We start from the raw sequence: 16,050 nt of genomic DNA on the forward strand, positions 1-16,050 counted from the left end.
CCCGCCGGGGGTCCAAGACCGATCGGATGGTCAACGATACCGACAGGGTATTGAACTGGGGTAGCGTGGCTTCATGGAGACCCGGGAACTGCGGTATTTCGTCGCCGTCGCCGAGGAGCTGCACTTCGGGCGCGCAGCGCAGCGACTCGGGATCGCGCAGCCGCCCTTGTCACGGGCCATCCAGCAACTCGAACGCCGACTCGGGGCAGCGCTGCTGGATCGGACCAGCCGTACCGTCACGCTGACCGAGGCCGGCTCAGTGCTGTTGGTCGAGGGCCGGGCGGCCCTCGCTGCAGTCGACGCCGCCGAGCGCCGGACCCGCCGCGCCGCCCTTTCCGCGACCGGCGGTCCCGGCCTGGTCCTGGTGACGAAAGCCAGCGCGTCCCGTGAACTGCTGGCGAAACCGCTCGACGCGTACGCCGCCGAACCCGGCGCAGTCCCCGTCGATGTCATCCTGTGCGGCCCGGCCGAGCAGGAACGACTCCTGCGCGAGGGCCGGGCCGACGTGGCGTTGCTGCACCGGCCGTTCGACTCGACAGCCGGGTTCCACACCGAAGAGCTCAGCACGGAGAGCCAGGTGGTGGTCCTGCCGGCCGGGCATCCGCTCACCGTCCGCGCCCATGTACTCATGGCCGACATCACCGGCCTGCCGGGCCTGCCTCTGCCACGCTGGCCCGACCCCGACGGCACCTACCCGCCCGGCCCCGGCCCGCAGGTCCGCGACCACGCACAGTTGCTGCAGCTCGTCGCGCTCGGCCGGGCCTGCGCGGTCTCACCGGAGTCGTGCCGAGCCCAACTGCACAGTGACCTCGCCGCCGTGCCCGTGCTGGACGCGCCGAAAGTCACCACCGTCATCGCCTGGCCCCCGCACAGCCGGTCCAGAGCCGTCGCCGACTTTGTCCGGACTGCGACACGTCTCTAAGGGCACGGCCCTGCTGATGGCCACCGGCATGCCCGTCGCGCAGATCGGCCTGCGCCCCTGGTACGCGGAGAGGCTGATGGCGCACATCGGCGCGCAGATGAAGGACGAGGAGCACGCCATCACCAAGCGCGCCGTCGCGGCGTACGAGGAGCGAAAGGCGGTCCGCGATGCCCGATGAACCGGACAAGACCCCACGGCTCGACGTGCCGGTCGGCAAGTTCGAGGACATCGAAGACCGCAAGGCGAAGCTCGCACAGCTGACGGCCCAGGTCGACGCGCTCACCGGGGGCGGCGGCGCGGAACCGGGCGAGGCCTCCGACGACGAGGCGGCAGCCGGCCGAGAGGCTGACGACGAGGCGGAGGCAGAGGACGAGTGGCAGAACCCGCCGTTCATCCTGAAGCTTGATCGTCGTGGATGTGCAGAAAGACTTCTGCGAGGGAGGCAGTGTCCCCGTGGCGGGAGGCGCCCGGATTGCCACCAAGATCGCCGATCTGGTGGACTGGCTGCGCGAGCGGGGGGTGGAGGACGTCGACGTGGTGGGCATCGCGACGGACCACTGTGTGCGCGCCACGGCGCTGGACGCCGTGAAGGCCGGCTTCCGCGCCCGCGTACGTCTGGACTACTCGGTCCGTGTCGCACCGGACACGACGGCCGCGGCCGTGGACGACTTCCGCCAGGCCGGTATCGCTGTATCCGGGAGGCACCGGTAGCGCAGTAGCTCCCAGCAGCACCGGCCCCGGTCCGGTCCGGGGCCGGTGTCTTCCTGCGACCCGCGCTGGCAGTTTGTCGTGCATCACCACCGGGACGTTGCGGTCCGGCTCATCCGAGGCCTGTCGGCCGCGGCCGGCCAAGGTTGTCGATCGGGGGCAGTGCGCTGTCGGCCCGCGTCCGTTGTCAGGTGTACAGACGGTGTGCGGAGTCGGTGGCCGGCGCCTGGTGGTCTTCGGTGGTGTAGGCGAAGTTCAGGACGGTCCGGCGGGAGCCAGGGCGGTTCAGGGGTGTGACGCGGTGGGCCGTGAGGTCGCTGCGCAGCAGGTAGGCGTCCCCCGCTTGGTGGTGGATCTGCCGTGTTCCGGGCTCGTCCAGTGCGGTCAGATCCTGGTGGCCGGGGTTGAACTCGAGCAGACCGCCGTCGGCGGTCTCTGGTGGCGCCGCGATGAAGAGGACCAGGGCCAGGGGGTAGTCGTCGGTATGGGCCCCGTGGGTGTCGCCCGGGTTGTGGAGGATGTTCAGCACGTGCCGTTCCACCTCCTCCTCCACAGGCAGCACGTCTGTGCCGTGGACGGCGGCCAGGAGCGCGAGGAGTGCGGTGTCGCGGTACAGGGTGCTGATGAGTGTGGACTCCTGGGCGATGTGGTGGCCGCCCAGGGTGGTCATGTGCCGGGGGCTGTCGTCCATGCATTCCATGCGGAAGTCGCGGCGGGTTGCTGCGGCCTCGAGCCGGTCTGTCTCCTCGCGCAGCGTCTGCAGCCCTCGGCTCGTGAGGAGGCCGGGGAGCGGCAGGTAGCCGGTCTCTGCGAAGCGGATGCGTAGCGGTACGGGGTGTGAGGGCAGTGTGAGCACGGGCACAGCGTTACCCGCTTCACCACCGGTGTGAAACGCAGGGGGTCGCCAGCTTGCCGCCGCCGGGCTCAGGACCGCGAGGTGGGACGTGGTGGCGGGGCGACCGCTGCAGGTCGGGCGTGGCCAGCGGCCGTCTGCCGGCTCCTGGCCTTCTTGTTGTCAGGGGCTCGGGGGCAGTTGTTCGCCGGTCGCCGGTTTTGGGGCATGCAGGGCCCCGCTGGCGTGGAGGTGGTCCGGGGAAGTCCGGGCCCTGCTCATGCGGCACTCAATGCGCCGCTGAGCGATCCGGTCCGGGGCCGCCAAGCTGCCGGCACGGTCGGATCGGTCGGTGCCGATAAACAGGCCCCGGCGGGCCGGCCGCGGGCGTGGAGACGTGAAAGCGACTGCGGGTGTCTCGCCCCTGGCCGACCGGCGGCCCGCAGCAGACCGTGGGCTCAGGCCTGCGCCGACTCCGCCACCGGCTGCCACCTCTCCCACGTCGCAATGCGTTGTTCGTAGTCGGCCTTCGCGATGCCAAGCGGTGCCGTACCGAAGAAGCACCGCAGCGGCGGCTCGTCGGCATCCACGATCTTCAACACGGCGGCGGCGGACGCCTGCGGGTCACCAGGAGCGCCGACACGCTTGCGGCGCTGCTCCTGGACCTGCTGGTGGTAGTCGGCGTACACCGGCAACTCTGCCGAAGTGCGCGATGAGGAACCGGCCCAGTCGGTGGCGAAACCGCCGGGCTCGATCAGCGTGACTTTGATGCCGAACCCCGCCACCTCCTGGGCAAGCGACTGGCTGATCCCCTCAAGCGCCCACTTCGACGCGTGGTAGATGCCGACCAGCGGGAAGGCACTGATCCCACCGATCGAGGAGACCTGCAGGATGTGACCGCTGCCCTGCTCGCGCAGGAACGGCAGGGCTGCCTGCGTCACCCACAGTGCCCCGAAGAGATTGGTCTCCAACTGCGCGCGGGCTTCTGCCTCGGTGAGCTCCTCCACCATCCCGAAGTGGCCGTAGCCCGCGTTGTTGACCACCACGTCGAGGCGCCCGAAGCGCTCGTGGGCCTGCCGCACGGCGGCGAAGTCGGCATCTCGGTCCGTGACGTCAAGTCGCAGGGGAAGAAATCGCTCTCCGTAGGTCGCGACGAGATCGTCCAGCGTGGACAGATCGCGCGCTGTCGCAGCCACCGAGTCGCCGCGTTCTAGCGCCGCGGTCGCCCACTCGCGCCCGAAACCCCGTGAAGCACCGGTGATGAACCAGATCTTATGCGTCATGACGTGTTCCTCATCAATTCTGTCGCCTGCTTCGCCGTCCATCGCGGCGTTGCCTTCGTTCTCGCCCCCGTGATAGCAGCTCCGACACCACGTGCGAGTCACACGAGCGGGGTCGGCCCCGGCGATCACTCGTCCGTGTGCCTGGCCACACCGCTCGCCGACCTTCGACAGTACGCCCGGGGATTCCACTCGTGGGGACCCGGTCGGAACTCCAGGCCGAGGGTTCTCGTGATTGGTTGGGCGGCCCGCGACCTCCGCCCCGCCGTGAACCGACCCGCTTTCACACCGAACCTCTCGGACTTGTTTCCGTCATCTCGGAACCCCTGGTCGCCGGCCTGGCCTCGCCGCAGCAGTGCTCCCGACCAGCACCGCCATGACGCCCAGTTGACGGCTCCGCAGGCCAACCTCTGGGGGACTGTCCAGTCAACGGCTCTGCCCCATAATTGGGGGTGACGAAGCGTGACCGCAGACGTTGGCATGGCATGCGCGACGTCGGCTCCCTTCCGCGGCGGGTCAGCAGGGCAAGGATCGCGCGTTCGCGCCGTTGTCCTGGAGCTACCGGGTTGTCGGGAGTCAGGGAGTGGATGCGTGGTATCGGCGAGAGAGGCAGACCGCATCACCTCACAGAACCGCGACGACCTGCGCAGCTTCGCAACCCGCTCCGCCGACCGGCACGGATGTACGGTCCCCGTGCTGCCAAAACCATCGGCCGACCGGCCCGGCCGATGTGCCGGGTCAACCCAGCCCATTCGTCCGAAGAACTACACCCCTTCCCTTGGCACCTCGGCTCCAGCAAGAGGCTCCTGGCGCTTCAATTGGCCGACCGGGCCAACTGAAGCGCCACCGCGGACGACGATGTATCAGCGCGGCGCTCGGGCCGTCAGCCATCTGGACTTAATTGGATTGTCAGGGCATCAGCTAAGTCATATTTCTGGACAAGCCAGTTGGCCCCCCCGATCTGTTCCACACCGGCGACACCGTGCACGCCGCCGGAACCTCGTCCTCCTCCACCACATTGGCTTCGGCGTCGAATTCACTCCGTGGAACGCCGGCTGCTCTTACCTGGCCAACCTCGCTGCATTGACCCGCCGTCGGATGGGGAGCAACAAGGCGTCATACCGCCGTAACAGTGGAGGCAGGGGAGCATGGGGACAGCGCTGCTGATGGCATTGGCCGCCTTGGGCGCCGCGGTCGTCGTCACGGGCCTGGTACGCGCAAGGGCGACGCGAAGCACTGGCCGAGAAAGCGCGGCTCGCTGAAGAGGAGCGGCGGCACGCGCGTCGGTCATTGGACGCGGTCTGGGCAATGGACGACCGGGAGTTCGAGGAGTACATCGCGGAGTTGTGCCGCCGGGACGGCTGTACCGACGTCAAACGGGTCGGCGGCGCTGGTGATCTGGGCGCGGACGTGATTGGGTACCTGCCCGACGGGCGGAAGATCGTCATTCAGTGCAAGCGCTACGCCAGGCATCGGACGGTCGGCAGCCGCGACATTCAGACGTTCAACGGCACCGCCCGCGCCGAACACGGCGCCGACGTCCCGATCTTTGTCGCCTCCTGCGTCTTCACCGATCCCGCCCGCAAGTTCGCCGCCCGCCAGCACCTGACGCTCATCGACGTCAACCTGCTCGGCTTCTGGAACAGCGGCACCGCCCTGACCTCCTTCCTGGACCTGGACATCGGCCGCTCCGGTACCAATCGCCGACTCCAGCCCGACCACGACTGACAGCGCGCGATCACGGTTCGATTCGCCAGGCCCACCGGTGGCGATGACGGGATCGCATCTGTGCGGCCCAGGTGCCCAGGGCAAGACCGCTGGTGACGGTGTCAGCCTGAGCCATGGTCACTCGGGAAGATTCAGCTGCCAGGAGACGCCGAAGCGGTCGTTGATCCAGCCGAACTTGGCGCTGAAGCCGTACGAGTCCAGTGGCATGAGCTCCGTGCCCCGTTCGGCGAGGGCACCGTAGAGGCGCTCGATCTCGGCCTCGGTGTCGCACTCGACGAACAGCGACACCGCAGGGGTGAACCCGAAGTCGTGCTTGACGTAGCTGTCGATACACATGAACCGCTGTCCGGCGAGCGAGAACGTGGCGCGCTCAATTGTGCCTGCCGCGCCGGGGCCGTTGGCGCCGTAGCGGGAGATGTCGACGATCTCGGCGTCCTCGAACAGCGACGTGTAGAAGGTCAGTGCTTCCTCTGCCCTGCCTTCGAACATGAGGAAAGTGGTGATCTTCTGTGGCATTGACGCCATGGTGCTGCCCTCCGGGTACAGGCGTTGGTCTCTCGAGGAGGAGGCTAGGACCTGTCTGTGACATCCGGCGCATGGACACGGCCGGCACCGTCGTCTCGGTGGTCGGCTCACCTGCTCGGTGTTCGCGAGTTCGTCACGGCGGGCGGGGATGCGGGCTTCCCGCCTGGATGCCACCACCAGTGAGGAGCGGCCCGACGCGATCCGAAGATTGGCTCAGGCGCTGCCCCTCTGCAGAATCTCAACGTTGGACAGGTGCCGATGTCGGTGATGAGCGGCTGCGGTCGCGGCCAGAGACAGCCGGTCGAGGGCGAGGTAGGCGGCGCCGAGGAGCTCGGCGGCCAGCGCTTCACGGACGGGGTCGTCGCCCGACGCCCAGTGCAGATCGCGCCCCAGCACCAGGGCCTCCGCGGGGTCTCCCGCAGCGCAGCGACGTCGCGCTTCCGCGGCGCAGCTTTCCAGGGCTACCGGGTCCTCGAAGACGCTGTGCATGTAGGTGGCGAAGCGGGCCTCGTCGGCCGCGTTGTGTGCCGGCCGGTCGAGGGCGGTCGCGCCGGACACGAGGGCGCCGGCATCGTCCAGGGTCGTGACCCGGTTCTTGTCGACGGCCTGGCGGACGAAGTCGTACCGGTGGGAGTAACTGATCCCGATCTCAGGGCGGTGCTCGCTCTCGTAGCCGGCCAGAGCCCGGCGCAGCAACCCGAGTTGCTCCAGCTTCGCAGCCACCTCCATGTCCTCCTGGTCGTCGTCGGCCACGTCGGTCCAGCAGCGTTCCAGGATGGCACGGACCGTCTGCAGGGGCGTCTCGGCTCGCTTGTCGATCCCTCCGCCGTCATGGGTGTAGTACGACGCGACTGCGTCGCAGGTGCGCCCGTCGTCGGTCCACAACCCGTAGTGCAGGCCGTCGGAGTTGCCGTACATGAATGTCAGGAACTCCGGCGGGTCCCGGTAGAAGCGGCCGTGCAGCCGAACATCAAGACCCGCACGAGGTTGCAGATCATCCGCGAACAGATCCAGGATCCCCGCCGGCCCTACCGAGATGTCCGCCAGAGCCTGCTGCTCGGCCGGCCCCACAACGGCGCAGAACTCCCAGAACCGGAAGATGGAATCGGGCAACTCGATGCCCCAGTCCCGCTGAATGCGCTCCGCGATCCTCGATCGATCGCCAAACCCTCGGCCGTTCGACACTTGCATCCTCCACGGCCAGGGGCACATGTCACTGATACTGCAGGTTGAGGGTAACGAAGCAGTTGATGCCGCCGGCCGGCAGGCTGGTCACGCACGGAACGGAGTCGCCGGCCAGGCAGCGGGTCGTTCGTACCTGGGATCGTCCTGCGGCGAAGGCCGTGGACGCTCACTTGCGTAAGTCGTACCGGCGACAAGCTCCTCCTCGACGGGGTCGACCTGCGCATCACAGTGGACCCGGCCGCCTTCCGTGCTTGGCTGGTGCGCTGCAGGTCAAGAAGTCCGGATGCCGCCACCGTCCCGCATGCCGTCCTCGCCAGGCAGCACGGCAGCTGTAACCGGCCGCCACTCCGCCCGCGGCTCCGGCCCGGGCCGTGAGCACCGCCGACGACCAGCGCGACCGCCTGCTGGACGGACGCGCCGACGTTGCACTGTGGCCCGCTGCACGGACACCCGACGGCGGACGACGGTCTGCCGCTGCGGCCCAGACCAGCCCATCGGCGCGGGACTTGGTGCGGCCGAAGCCGTTGTAGGAGACGTCCGGGTGGGGTCGGAGCAGTCGACCTCACGGCGGTGCCCTTACCTCGATGGGACGGGTTGGACGGGCACAGGAGTGCGTTTCGCGGCTCGGCTGACGATGGACGTCTCGACGTGGGTGATGCCCAGGCCGACCAGGTCGCGGGAGAGGAAGCCGTAGAGGGCCGTCAGGTCCCGGAAGTACGCAGCCGCGTGCAGGTTCGAGGGCCCCGATGTCGCGAACGCGCCGTGCACCGAGGGGTGGTCGGCCAGCGCCTGCCCGGCGGCGGCCAGATGGTCGGGGGCCACGTGCAGCAGGAGTTTGGCCTCGATCGCCAGCCCGAGGCGGCGTGGATCGACCAGGACCTGAGTGATCAGACGGCCCTGGGCGGCCAGTTGGGTGAGGCGCCGGCGCACCGTGCTCTCCGGGTGGCCGGTGCGCGCGGCCAGGGCCGCGGCGGTCAGGCGCGCGTCGGGCGTGAGGGCGTCGACGAGGGACTGTTCCAGAACATCGGTGTCGACGCCGTACGGGCCCGGGGCACCGGAAGCGGTCGGCCCGGGGGCCCGCCCACCGGAGCTCAGCGCCGCGCGTTCGGGCGCGGTCAGTACCTGGTGGCGCCACTCGGAGGTGAGCCGGAAGACGTGCAGGATCGTGGCGCTCTCCAGGGACGTCACCGCCTGAGTGGAGGGCAGCTGGCGGAAGACCAACGGGTCACGTGAGCCCGGTTCGGTGCGGGCGACGGCGAAGATCTCGTCGCCCGATGTGGTGACGTCGATGAAGGGGATGTCCTCGCGTGCGGCGAGCGCGGCCACGATCGTGTCGAGCTTTCCCCGCAGGACCCGGATGCGCAGGAACAGGGCCCCGGCCGATCCTCCGTTGCGCGGTCGCGCGACTGGTGAGATCACTACACGCATGGTGCCGTCTGCTCCGAGTGCGTGCAGGCGGCGGCGCACGGTGGCGGGGCTGAGTCCCAGCACGTGCGCCGCCCGCTCCGCGGTGAGGCGACCGTCCCACTGCAACGCGGCCACCAGCCGCTGATCCATGAGGTTCAGTACGGGATCCGCCGATGTGCGCGCCATGAAGACAAGTTTCGCCCATTCCGTCGCCCTGTGGCAGCCGATCCGGGGACAAGGCCCCAAGCATGGATGTCATCCACTCCGCCCGTCCCTGACGAACGTCGGCGGACCCGAGCTACGGAAGGAGCAATCGATGATCCTCGACCCGCGCATCTGGTTTCCCAGCCTGACCGCCTGACCGCCTGACCGCCTGACCGCCTGACCGCCTGACCGCCGGCACGTCCAGTGCGGCAGCCGGCGGTCCGGCGATGGGGGCCTGCGGTGCGACGACGCTGCAGGCCCCCGTTTTTCACAGCACCTCGAGAACGACGGATCCACCACGGAGGCCCAAGTGCCCGCGTTCAAGCAACGGGAAAAAGTACGCGTCGCCAGCGGCGGCACCTCGTGCGCCGCCTGGCACTATCCGGGGTCCAACGGCGGCTGCGTGATCATGGCCGGCGGAACCTCGGTGATAGAGGAACCGGCCTCGGACCTGTTCGTCACGGCGCCAGGTCAGGGGTGTTCGGCGTGCTGGAGGATGCCGCCGAGTGAGAAGCAGAGGGCGCCGGTGAGGGTGCCCCAGTTGGCGATGTCGGCGTTGATCAGGCTGCCGGTGGCAGGGCGGGTGTAGGCGGCGAATGCCGAGACCAGGAACAGGACGGAGCCGGACTGGTTCACGGCGACGATCCACCAGCCGAGGCTGCGTTGTCGGATGCACGGCCGCCCGTGGCAGATCTCGACGAACGCGAGGTGGCCGGAGATGAGGAAGAGCACGCAGCCGATCACGTCGGGAGACCAGACCAGTCGGTTGATCTGCTGGGCGGTCAGGCCTTGCAGGAAGGAGTCCAGCAGGTTGACGGCGAACACCAGGGTGCCGGCGAACAGGACGAACGCGCTCAGCCAGTCGACGTGTTTCGGCTCGTAGCTCCACCACCGCCAGCGCCGGGTGACCAGGGCGCCTTCGCCCCCTGACACGGGGCGCGGGGCGTTGATGACCTGGAGCAGGGACACGTACCCGCCGATGTTGAAGAACAGGCCGCCGGCGAAGTAGATCGACGCGCAGGTGGTGGCGTCGCCGGAGCCGAACTGGGCGACGGCGGCGCCGGCCGCGAAGAGTGCCCCGCCGATGATGAAGGCGGTGGCGGCGATCGCGTTGAGGCTGCGCAAGCGAGCGACGGCGGTGGTGTCGGCGCTGGTGTGATGGGCGGTGGCCGCTCCGCGCGGGTGGACGGCGATGAGTCCGCGGCGCCGGGCGAGCCGGGATTCCCAGATGGCAGTGCCGCCGCCGGGCGGGTGCCAGGTGAGCCGGGTGGTGAACGGTCCCGCGCCGTCGGCGCGCTTCTCGGGCTGTCCCACAGGCCGAGACTAGACGGCCTCCGCTCCCTCGCCCGTGCGCAACGCCGTAGGCAGCGCCGGGCCGACAGGGTGCGTTCGGGCATCAGGGCAGGTCCGCACTAGGCCTCGGCACCGTGGGATCTGTAAGAGGGTGCGTGCAGGTAGCGTTCCTCAATTCCTCGTGCTGCTGGCCAGACTCCGGGCGGCCAAGCAGCTCGACCGGTCGAGGGCGGTGATCGACTCGTCCCATGTGCGGGCTGCTCGCTTGTGGTCCAGGCTGACCGCCGCTCCTCGTTCTGGTGGTCGCATTCGAGGGGCAGGAACGGCCCGAACGGGGCGCCGACCTTCAAGCCCATGAGCGCGGCGAGGAACTCGGCAGGCAGGTGCCGGTCGCTTGCGTAGACGGCAGTGTGGTTCAGCTGGACGCCGGCCACTGGCAGCTCGGTTTCAAGCCTTAGGCGCTGCCGTCATGACGGCCCTGGCGTCGCATGCTCGCGGCCATGGCGTGCTTACCGTCTTCCCTGCCTATGCCGGTGAGGCCGTCGCGCGCATCTACGTCCAACCGGGTCCCGCCCGGCCGGTAGTACTTTGCTGATTTCCAACCAACCGGCTCGTGGCCAGCAGGGCCAAGGTTTGGAAGCACAGCCGCCATGCTTGATCCCGCGGGTCCCCTCTGAGCAGCCTTTGAGGCCTTAAAATTGTTCATGCCGTAGGTCTCGGGGCGTTCGACGACGTAGCCGCGTTCGCATTGGGCTCCGGCCGAACGAGTGCCACGAGGTGGGGGGGCGTTCACGGCTCGCCAGCGGGCCGTTGCGGCGGTGTCAGCTGAGGCACCGGCAAAGCAGGACCATCCGTCCCCCAGGCGGCGCGGACGCGGGCTTCTAGCGGCCGTCGCGGTTTCACCGTGCGCTCTCTGGACAGCGGTGGTCCAATTGGGTTACTCGGGCACCGACCCCGGTCTGCGGAGGCCGCCATGCGCTACCGACTCGCAGTACTCCCCGCGGCCGCTGTGCTGTCTGGGGCGGTATTTGTCGGCGGGAGCGGCGCTCCCGCCGCCGCCCACCAACCGGCTCCGCACGCCACAGCCCCCGGTTCAGGCAAGGTGAAGATCGGCGACACGCTCACTCTCCACGGTATGAAGGACAACGAGAAGATCACCGTCACTCTGAGGCAGTGGCGAGCGCCTGCCGTCGGCGCCGACGAGTTCAACAAGCCGTCGCCCGGCAAGAAGTGGGTCGCAGCGCAAGTTGAGTTGAAGAACACCGGCAGTGCCGAATACTCCGACAGCCCTACGAACGGCATGCAGGTCGCCGACAGTCAGGGCCAGCATTTCGACACGTGGATCGGAGCGGAGCTGGCGGCCGGACCTACGCTGGATTCCGGCGTCAAGCTTTCGAAGGGGGAGAAGGCGCTGGGCTGGGCGGTCTTCCAAGTCCCGAGCAACTCGAGAATCGTCACGATGCAGTTCACCATGGACAGTGGATTCGCCGATCAGACCGGTGAATGGAAACTTGTCAAATAGCCCGCCTGCGGTTCGGTGGTGACCACCGGACCGCGACGAGGACCTCACTCGGCGCCGCCCGCACCGGCCTGGCCGCCGCCGGCTACGACCAGGTCGAGGTGGTCTGCGGCGACGGCGCCCTCGGTGACCCGAGCGGCAAGATATACGAGAGATCATCGTCACCGTCGGCGCCTGGGGGATCTCCACTGCCCGGTGGTCTCAGCCTGCCATCGCCGGCCACGTTGTCGTCCCCCTGCGTCTCCACAGCAGCGGCCTGACCCGCTCGCTCGCCTTCGAACACACCGACGGCGGGCTGATGGCTGCCGTGTGTGGCTGTCATGGGATGTGTCCCATCGCCGCCGCACAGAGCAGACTGGTGGCTATCATCAAGGCCTTTCGTGACACGGTCACACCAGGCGTCGGCGGGCAGCGAGAACAGCAGGGGCGGCGTCCGCTGCATGGCCGAGAGGACGGCGGCCTGCCAGGTCGTGGGAAGCAATGTGATGACCGCAACCAGCGGAATGGCTACCCAGCTGAGCGAGGAGCCGCGCACGTCGCTGGCTTGGCTGGTCCAGTAGTGCCGGAGGTCGCGGTGCCGCCGCCATAGGTTGGCCTGACGGAGGTCATGCGTTGCCGTCCGCCACAGTCGCTGCCGCAGGTGTGCTGTACGCGTAGGGCGTGAAGTGTGCCGGGGTGTGGTCGATGGGCAGATTCGGTCGCCAGGCGGTGAGGATCTGGGCGCTGCACACGAATAGGCCGTCGGGGAGCTGGTCGAGCGGGTACCAGGCCCAGTCGCCGACCGTCTCGTCCGGCTGGGTGGACGGCTTCCCCTGCCAGACGTTGACCAGAGCGCCGACGGTGAGGCGCACGATGTCTTCGACATGATCGACGAGCGTGCCCAGGAGCGTGACGTCTTCGAGCCGGGCGTGCAGCCCGGTCTCCTCGGCGAGTTCGCGGACCACGGTCTGCTCAAGGCACTCGCCTGGTTCGACGGTGCCGCCCGGAAGTTCGAGTGTGCCGCGGTGGTGGCGGCCAAGCAGTACGCCCTGCTCGCTCAGGACGATGGCGCCTACGCCGATGGCGGCGTGCGGCACGGGCGGGCGCGTCGTGCGGGGGCGGCTGGAGAGGCGCGTGGGCCGTGCGGGCAGGCGGCGGGCACGGATCAGCTGCTGCACGACGGGCGCGCTCTGGTCGGGATGGTGCAGCAGGTCGATGGCCTCGACGCGGAAGCCGTACTCGGTGAGGAGGCCGTCCCATAGGTGTGGTGCCAGGACCCACATCTGGGTGGGGAGGGGCGGGTCGTCCCGGAGCAGAATCATCTGCTCGCGCGGTTCGACCGTTGTGGACGGGCCGCGGTCGTGCAGGTCGGTGTGCAGGAGGGAGAGGATCAGCGGCGCTCCGGAGCGCAGGCCGGCGTGGAGGGCGGGCAGGACACGGTGCGGGTCGAGGAAGGCCAGGGTGCCGATGGCGTACGCGGCATCGAAGGGTTCGGTGCTTGCGAGGTAGTCGACCACGTCGCCCTCGACGAACTCCGCGCCGGCTACGTGCGCGTGGGTAGAGGTGGCGCGCTCGTGCTGTGTGGGCGACAGCTCGATCCCTGTCACGTGCGCACCATGGTCCTGCGCGAGGTGTACGGCGTGATGTCCGGCTCCGGAACCGATGTCCAGGACCCGCCGGCCGGCGATATCGCCGAGGATCTCGATCCCCGGGCCAACACCCTCCCAGGGTGCCCAGTTCATCTGCTGGGGGACGGGCGGGGTGTAGGCGCGTGTGAGCTGGCGCTGGCCGTAGACGGTCCAAGCTTGTGTGTTGATGTCCTCGATGGGCACGGGACCTCCTGGGGCGGAATGGGGGCATGTGGTTCAGCCGAGGCGGGTGACGAGGTACTGGAGGAGGTGGCTGCTGCGGGCCCGCTCGGCTCCGCAGGCGCGCATCCGCCGAGCGGCCAACGGATTTGCGCTACATCAACCATCCGATGTCGCGTACCTCTGACTCCCCGCGATGGCCACATAACAGATCCAACAATGTGAGCCGAAGGCCTTATCGAGGTTCTCACCCCGACGGCCGGCCACGATGCCGGACTCTCACGAACTGCGGCAATCAGTGCGAGCATTTCGCGCTACGCACACGCTGTGGGTCTTAGAACCCCTAACGGAATGACCTCACTGGGTTGGCTGGTGAGCGCGCTTGGTACTGTCCGGCAGTGACTTTGACGGACCTTGGAGACGGATTCCGCGACGCTGAGCAGCGGCAGTGTGTTCAGGCAATGATTGCCAGTCGCCTTGCGGATGATCGCGAGCCGCAGGAGGTTCGATATCTCATGCGCTTCTGGTGGCAGCTGAGCATGCCGTACCAGGAGGTATCGGTTGCGGAACTGGCCCTGAATGTCGGCCAGCAGAAGCTGGACGTCGTGATGGAACTGATCAGCGCCATCAGGTCGTCCCACGAAGAGATGGACGCATGGCTAGCCGGCGCAGTGCAGACGTTCCCGGTGCTTCAGGACCATGGCTTCAGCGCCTCCTTGGACAGCAGCGATTGAGGCTAGAGCGTCGTCAGGCGTAGCCAGCAGATCAGTGCGCATCCGAGGGTGAGGAAGGCTTCGTGGATGTCGTCGCGGATCTCCCAGCGGATCCGTAGGCGGCGGAACCAGTGCAGGCGAGCGAAGGCACGCTCCACAACCTAGCGTTGGGTGCCGAGCCCGGAGCCGTGCTCGGTGCCGCGGCGGGCGATGACCGGCTTCACGCCGAGGTCCCGGACACGCTTGCGGTACGTGTCGTGGTCGTAGCCGCGGACCCCGAGTACAACCTCTGGTCGGCGGCGCGGTCGGGCGCGCTTGCCGCGCACGGGCGGTACGGCCTGCAGAAGCGGGATGAGTGAGTGACATCGTTGCGGTTCCCGCCAGTCAGCGTGGCCGCATGTGGGATGCCGGAAGCGTCGGTGATCACGTGGTGGTTGCTGCCGACTCTGCCCCGGTCAGCAGGGCTTCTTCCCGTCTTGGAGTCCCTTTTAAGGCCCGGATGCAGGAGCCGTCGACCGCCGCCCGGAAAAGTCCAGGGCGTTGGCGCCGCGGAGCTTAGCGAGGAGAACCTCGTGTAGCTGGGGCCACACACCGGCCTCGGTCCACTCGGCCAGGCGGCGCCAGCAAGTCATGCCCGAGCCGAAGCCGAGTTCCTGCGGCAAGTGTTCCCAGGCGATCCCGGTATGCAGTACGAACAGGATCCGCTGGACCACTAGCCGGTCCGGATGCCCCCTGCCCCGCATGACATACCCTGCGTTCCACCTTGGGCAACAGCGGGTCGACCACCGCCCACAGCTCGTCATCGACGTCCCATGGCTTCGGCCGAGCCATCCCACACCCCCGGATCAACGTTCCCGAAGTGATCCAATGACCTGGAAGATCATTTCGTTAGGAGTTCTTAGACCATGTCCTACAAACGGCTCCTCAACCTCACCATGTAGGACATGGGTACGGCACCTACGAGACTCCGGCTATCCAGGCATGGCTGACCAGCCCCCCGGTTCCATCAGCCCCCAAGTCGCCCACCTGTTCCCGGAAAGGGCGAAGCTGTACGGCGCAGCCCCGCCACCGCCCAACCGGGCCCCACTGTTTGCTGTACACACCAGTTGAGGGCTTTACTGACCATGTCGCGGGCCGGAAATGCCCACTTGGGGTGCGCGGAGGGGATCGTGTGGGTTGGGAAGAGATCCGCTGGCGGTCCTGGTGTGGGGCTCCTGCCCTTCGGTGAGTCCGGGTCCTGGAGGCGCGTCTGATACTCCTACACTCACGGGATGAATAACTACACGTGTACCCATTGCGGCACTGTCGGTCTGATGGATGGATTCATCGAGGACGCCGGAGAGCACTCGAGCGGCTACGCGCGCTGGATCGAGGGCGCGTTGGAGCGAGGGGTTTTCGGGGGTGCCAAGCGGATGGGCCGGCCTCGGCGGCAGATAGAGGCGTTCCGCTGCCCCAAGTGCGGGCACCTTGAGCTGTTCGCCACCGGCGAGGTGTAGTTGGCCCTCGTTGTGCGCGGCCGCCCGTTCTGGCGGCCTGTGAGGAGCCAGGCGCCGCCCGTGGCTCCGAATTCCGGGGCCGGCTCCGAGCGTGCCTGCCCCGACGGCTGACGGGTTTCGAATCGTCGGCGCGCAGCCGACCTCCGCCAGAACTAGTGAGCTGACCAGCGTGGTCGGGCCCGACCATAGGGCCGGGCCGGCCCATGCGCACGTTGTGGGCTGCGGCGCTGACCTGCGGGCCGCCGGGCGTCCGCGTGGTGTCCGGTCCAGTTGGTTGAAGTGTGGGATGGGCCGGTGGTGTTGATGCGGCCGGCCCCGGCCCAATGTGCTGCCCCGTAAGGACGGCATGCGCGGCGGGGCACGCTCCCGTTTCCCTGAACTGATCGACGCCCTGTCGGGCCTGCCGCAGGTGTGGTGCTCGATGGGGAAGTTGTCGCCGCGTCCGCCGACT

The 16,050-nt window shown here is 68.3% G+C and carries 15 protein-coding genes and 2 pseudogenes; 8 read left to right on the plus strand and 9 right to left on the minus strand.

Annotation, left to right across the window (positions count from 1 at the left end):
* Positions 1 to 73: 73 nt before the first annotated feature.
* From OHS16_RS31435 to OHS16_RS31445, 3 genes are all read left to right on the plus strand, one after another.
* Complete coding sequence (locus tag OHS16_RS31435) at positions 74 to 922, plus strand: LysR family transcriptional regulator (protein WP_328540633.1); 849 nt, start codon at positions 74 to 76, stop codon at positions 920 to 922.
* Positions 923 to 938: 16 nt separating this feature from the next.
* Complete coding sequence (locus tag OHS16_RS31440; protein WP_328540634.1) at positions 939 to 1,100, plus strand: hypothetical protein; 162 nt, start codon at positions 939 to 941, stop codon at positions 1,098 to 1,100.
* A 233-nt stretch (positions 1,101 to 1,333) separates the two neighbouring features.
* The gene (locus OHS16_RS31445; RefSeq protein ID WP_443042721.1) at positions 1,334 to 1,633 is read left to right on the plus strand and encodes an isochorismatase family protein; all 300 of its coding nucleotides are present in this window, start codon (positions 1,334 to 1,336) and stop codon (positions 1,631 to 1,633) included.
* A 184-nt stretch (positions 1,634 to 1,817) separates the two neighbouring features.
* Here OHS16_RS31445 and OHS16_RS31450 read toward each other — a convergent pair whose 3' ends face one another.
* Positions 1,818 to 2,486, minus strand: coding sequence for a HalD/BesD family halogenase (locus OHS16_RS31450; protein WP_328540636.1), 669 nt, complete (start codon positions 2,484 to 2,486; stop codon positions 1,818 to 1,820).
* A gap of 434 nt (positions 2,487 to 2,920) precedes the next feature.
* Entirely contained in the window at positions 2,921 to 3,745 is an 825-nt protein-coding gene (locus tag OHS16_RS31455) for an SDR family oxidoreductase (protein WP_328540637.1), read from the minus strand.
* A 1,305-nt stretch (positions 3,746 to 5,050) separates the two neighbouring features.
* On the opposite strand from OHS16_RS31455, the gene OHS16_RS31460 reads away from it, so the two are divergent.
* Positions 5,051 to 5,470: a restriction endonuclease gene (locus OHS16_RS31460; RefSeq protein WP_328540638.1), complete on the plus strand. Its 420-nt coding sequence runs from the start codon at positions 5,051 to 5,053 to the stop codon at positions 5,468 to 5,470.
* A gap of 117 nt (positions 5,471 to 5,587) precedes the next feature.
* On the opposite strand, the gene OHS16_RS31465 is transcribed toward OHS16_RS31460, so the two are convergent.
* From OHS16_RS31465 to OHS16_RS31485, 5 genes and pseudogenes are all read right to left on the minus strand, one after another.
* The gene (locus OHS16_RS31465) at positions 5,588 to 5,986 is read right to left on the minus strand and encodes a VOC family protein (protein ID WP_328540639.1); all 399 of its coding nucleotides are present in this window, start codon (positions 5,984 to 5,986) and stop codon (positions 5,588 to 5,590) included.
* Between the two features lie 222 nt (positions 5,987 to 6,208).
* Positions 6,209 to 7,180, minus strand: coding sequence for an ADP-ribosylation family protein (locus OHS16_RS31470; RefSeq protein ID WP_328540640.1), 972 nt, complete (start codon positions 7,178 to 7,180; stop codon positions 6,209 to 6,211).
* 576 nt (positions 7,181 to 7,756) lie between these two features.
* Entirely contained in the window at positions 7,757 to 8,773 is a 1,017-nt protein-coding gene (locus OHS16_RS31475; protein WP_328540641.1) for an Lrp/AsnC family transcriptional regulator, read from the minus strand.
* A gap of 489 nt (positions 8,774 to 9,262) precedes the next feature.
* Positions 9,263 to 10,105 carry a hypothetical protein gene (locus OHS16_RS31480; RefSeq protein WP_328540642.1) on the minus strand — a complete coding sequence of 281 codons (843 nt, stop codon included), beginning with the start codon at positions 10,103 to 10,105 and terminating at the stop codon, positions 9,263 to 9,265.
* Positions 10,106 to 10,392: 287 nt separating this feature from the next.
* Positions 10,393 to 10,524 (minus strand): annotated as a pseudogene (locus OHS16_RS31485) (VOC family protein); the annotation flags it as partial.
* Between the two features lie 695 nt (positions 10,525 to 11,219).
* Here OHS16_RS31485 and OHS16_RS31490 point away from each other — a divergent pair.
* Positions 11,220 to 11,606, plus strand: coding sequence for a DUF4352 domain-containing protein (locus tag OHS16_RS31490; RefSeq protein WP_328540643.1), 387 nt, complete (start codon positions 11,220 to 11,222; stop codon positions 11,604 to 11,606).
* A gap of 377 nt (positions 11,607 to 11,983) precedes the next feature.
* Positions 11,984 to 12,163, plus strand: a complete 180-nt coding sequence (locus OHS16_RS31495; protein ID WP_328540644.1) for a hypothetical protein — start codon at positions 11,984 to 11,986, stop codon at positions 12,161 to 12,163.
* 45 nt (positions 12,164 to 12,208) lie between these two features.
* Here OHS16_RS31495 and OHS16_RS31500 read toward each other — a convergent pair whose 3' ends face one another.
* A complete protein-coding gene (locus tag OHS16_RS31500) occupies positions 12,209 to 13,414 on the minus strand; it encodes a bifunctional class I SAM-dependent methyltransferase/NUDIX hydrolase (RefSeq protein WP_328540645.1) in 1,206 nt (401 codons plus the stop codon).
* 374 nt (positions 13,415 to 13,788) lie between these two features.
* Between OHS16_RS31500 and OHS16_RS31505 the strand changes: the two genes are divergently transcribed.
* Complete coding sequence (locus tag OHS16_RS31505) at positions 13,789 to 14,124, plus strand: hypothetical protein (protein WP_328540646.1); 336 nt, start codon at positions 13,789 to 13,791, stop codon at positions 14,122 to 14,124.
* A 2-nt stretch (positions 14,125 to 14,126) separates the two neighbouring features.
* Here OHS16_RS31505 and OHS16_RS31510 read toward each other — a convergent pair.
* A pseudogene (locus OHS16_RS31510) lies at positions 14,127 to 14,934 on the minus strand (IS5 family transposase).
* A 440-nt stretch (positions 14,935 to 15,374) separates the two neighbouring features.
* Between OHS16_RS31510 and OHS16_RS31515 the strand changes: the two are divergent.
* On the plus strand, positions 15,375 to 15,599 hold the full coding sequence (locus OHS16_RS31515; protein ID WP_328540647.1) for a hypothetical protein: 225 nt from the start codon (positions 15,375 to 15,377) through the stop codon (positions 15,597 to 15,599).
* Positions 15,600 to 16,050 lie beyond the last annotated feature (451 nt).

This window comes from Streptomyces sp. NBC_00344, from assembly GCF_036088315.1.
Taxonomy (GTDB): Bacteria; Actinomycetota; Actinomycetes; order Streptomycetales; family Streptomycetaceae; genus Streptomyces.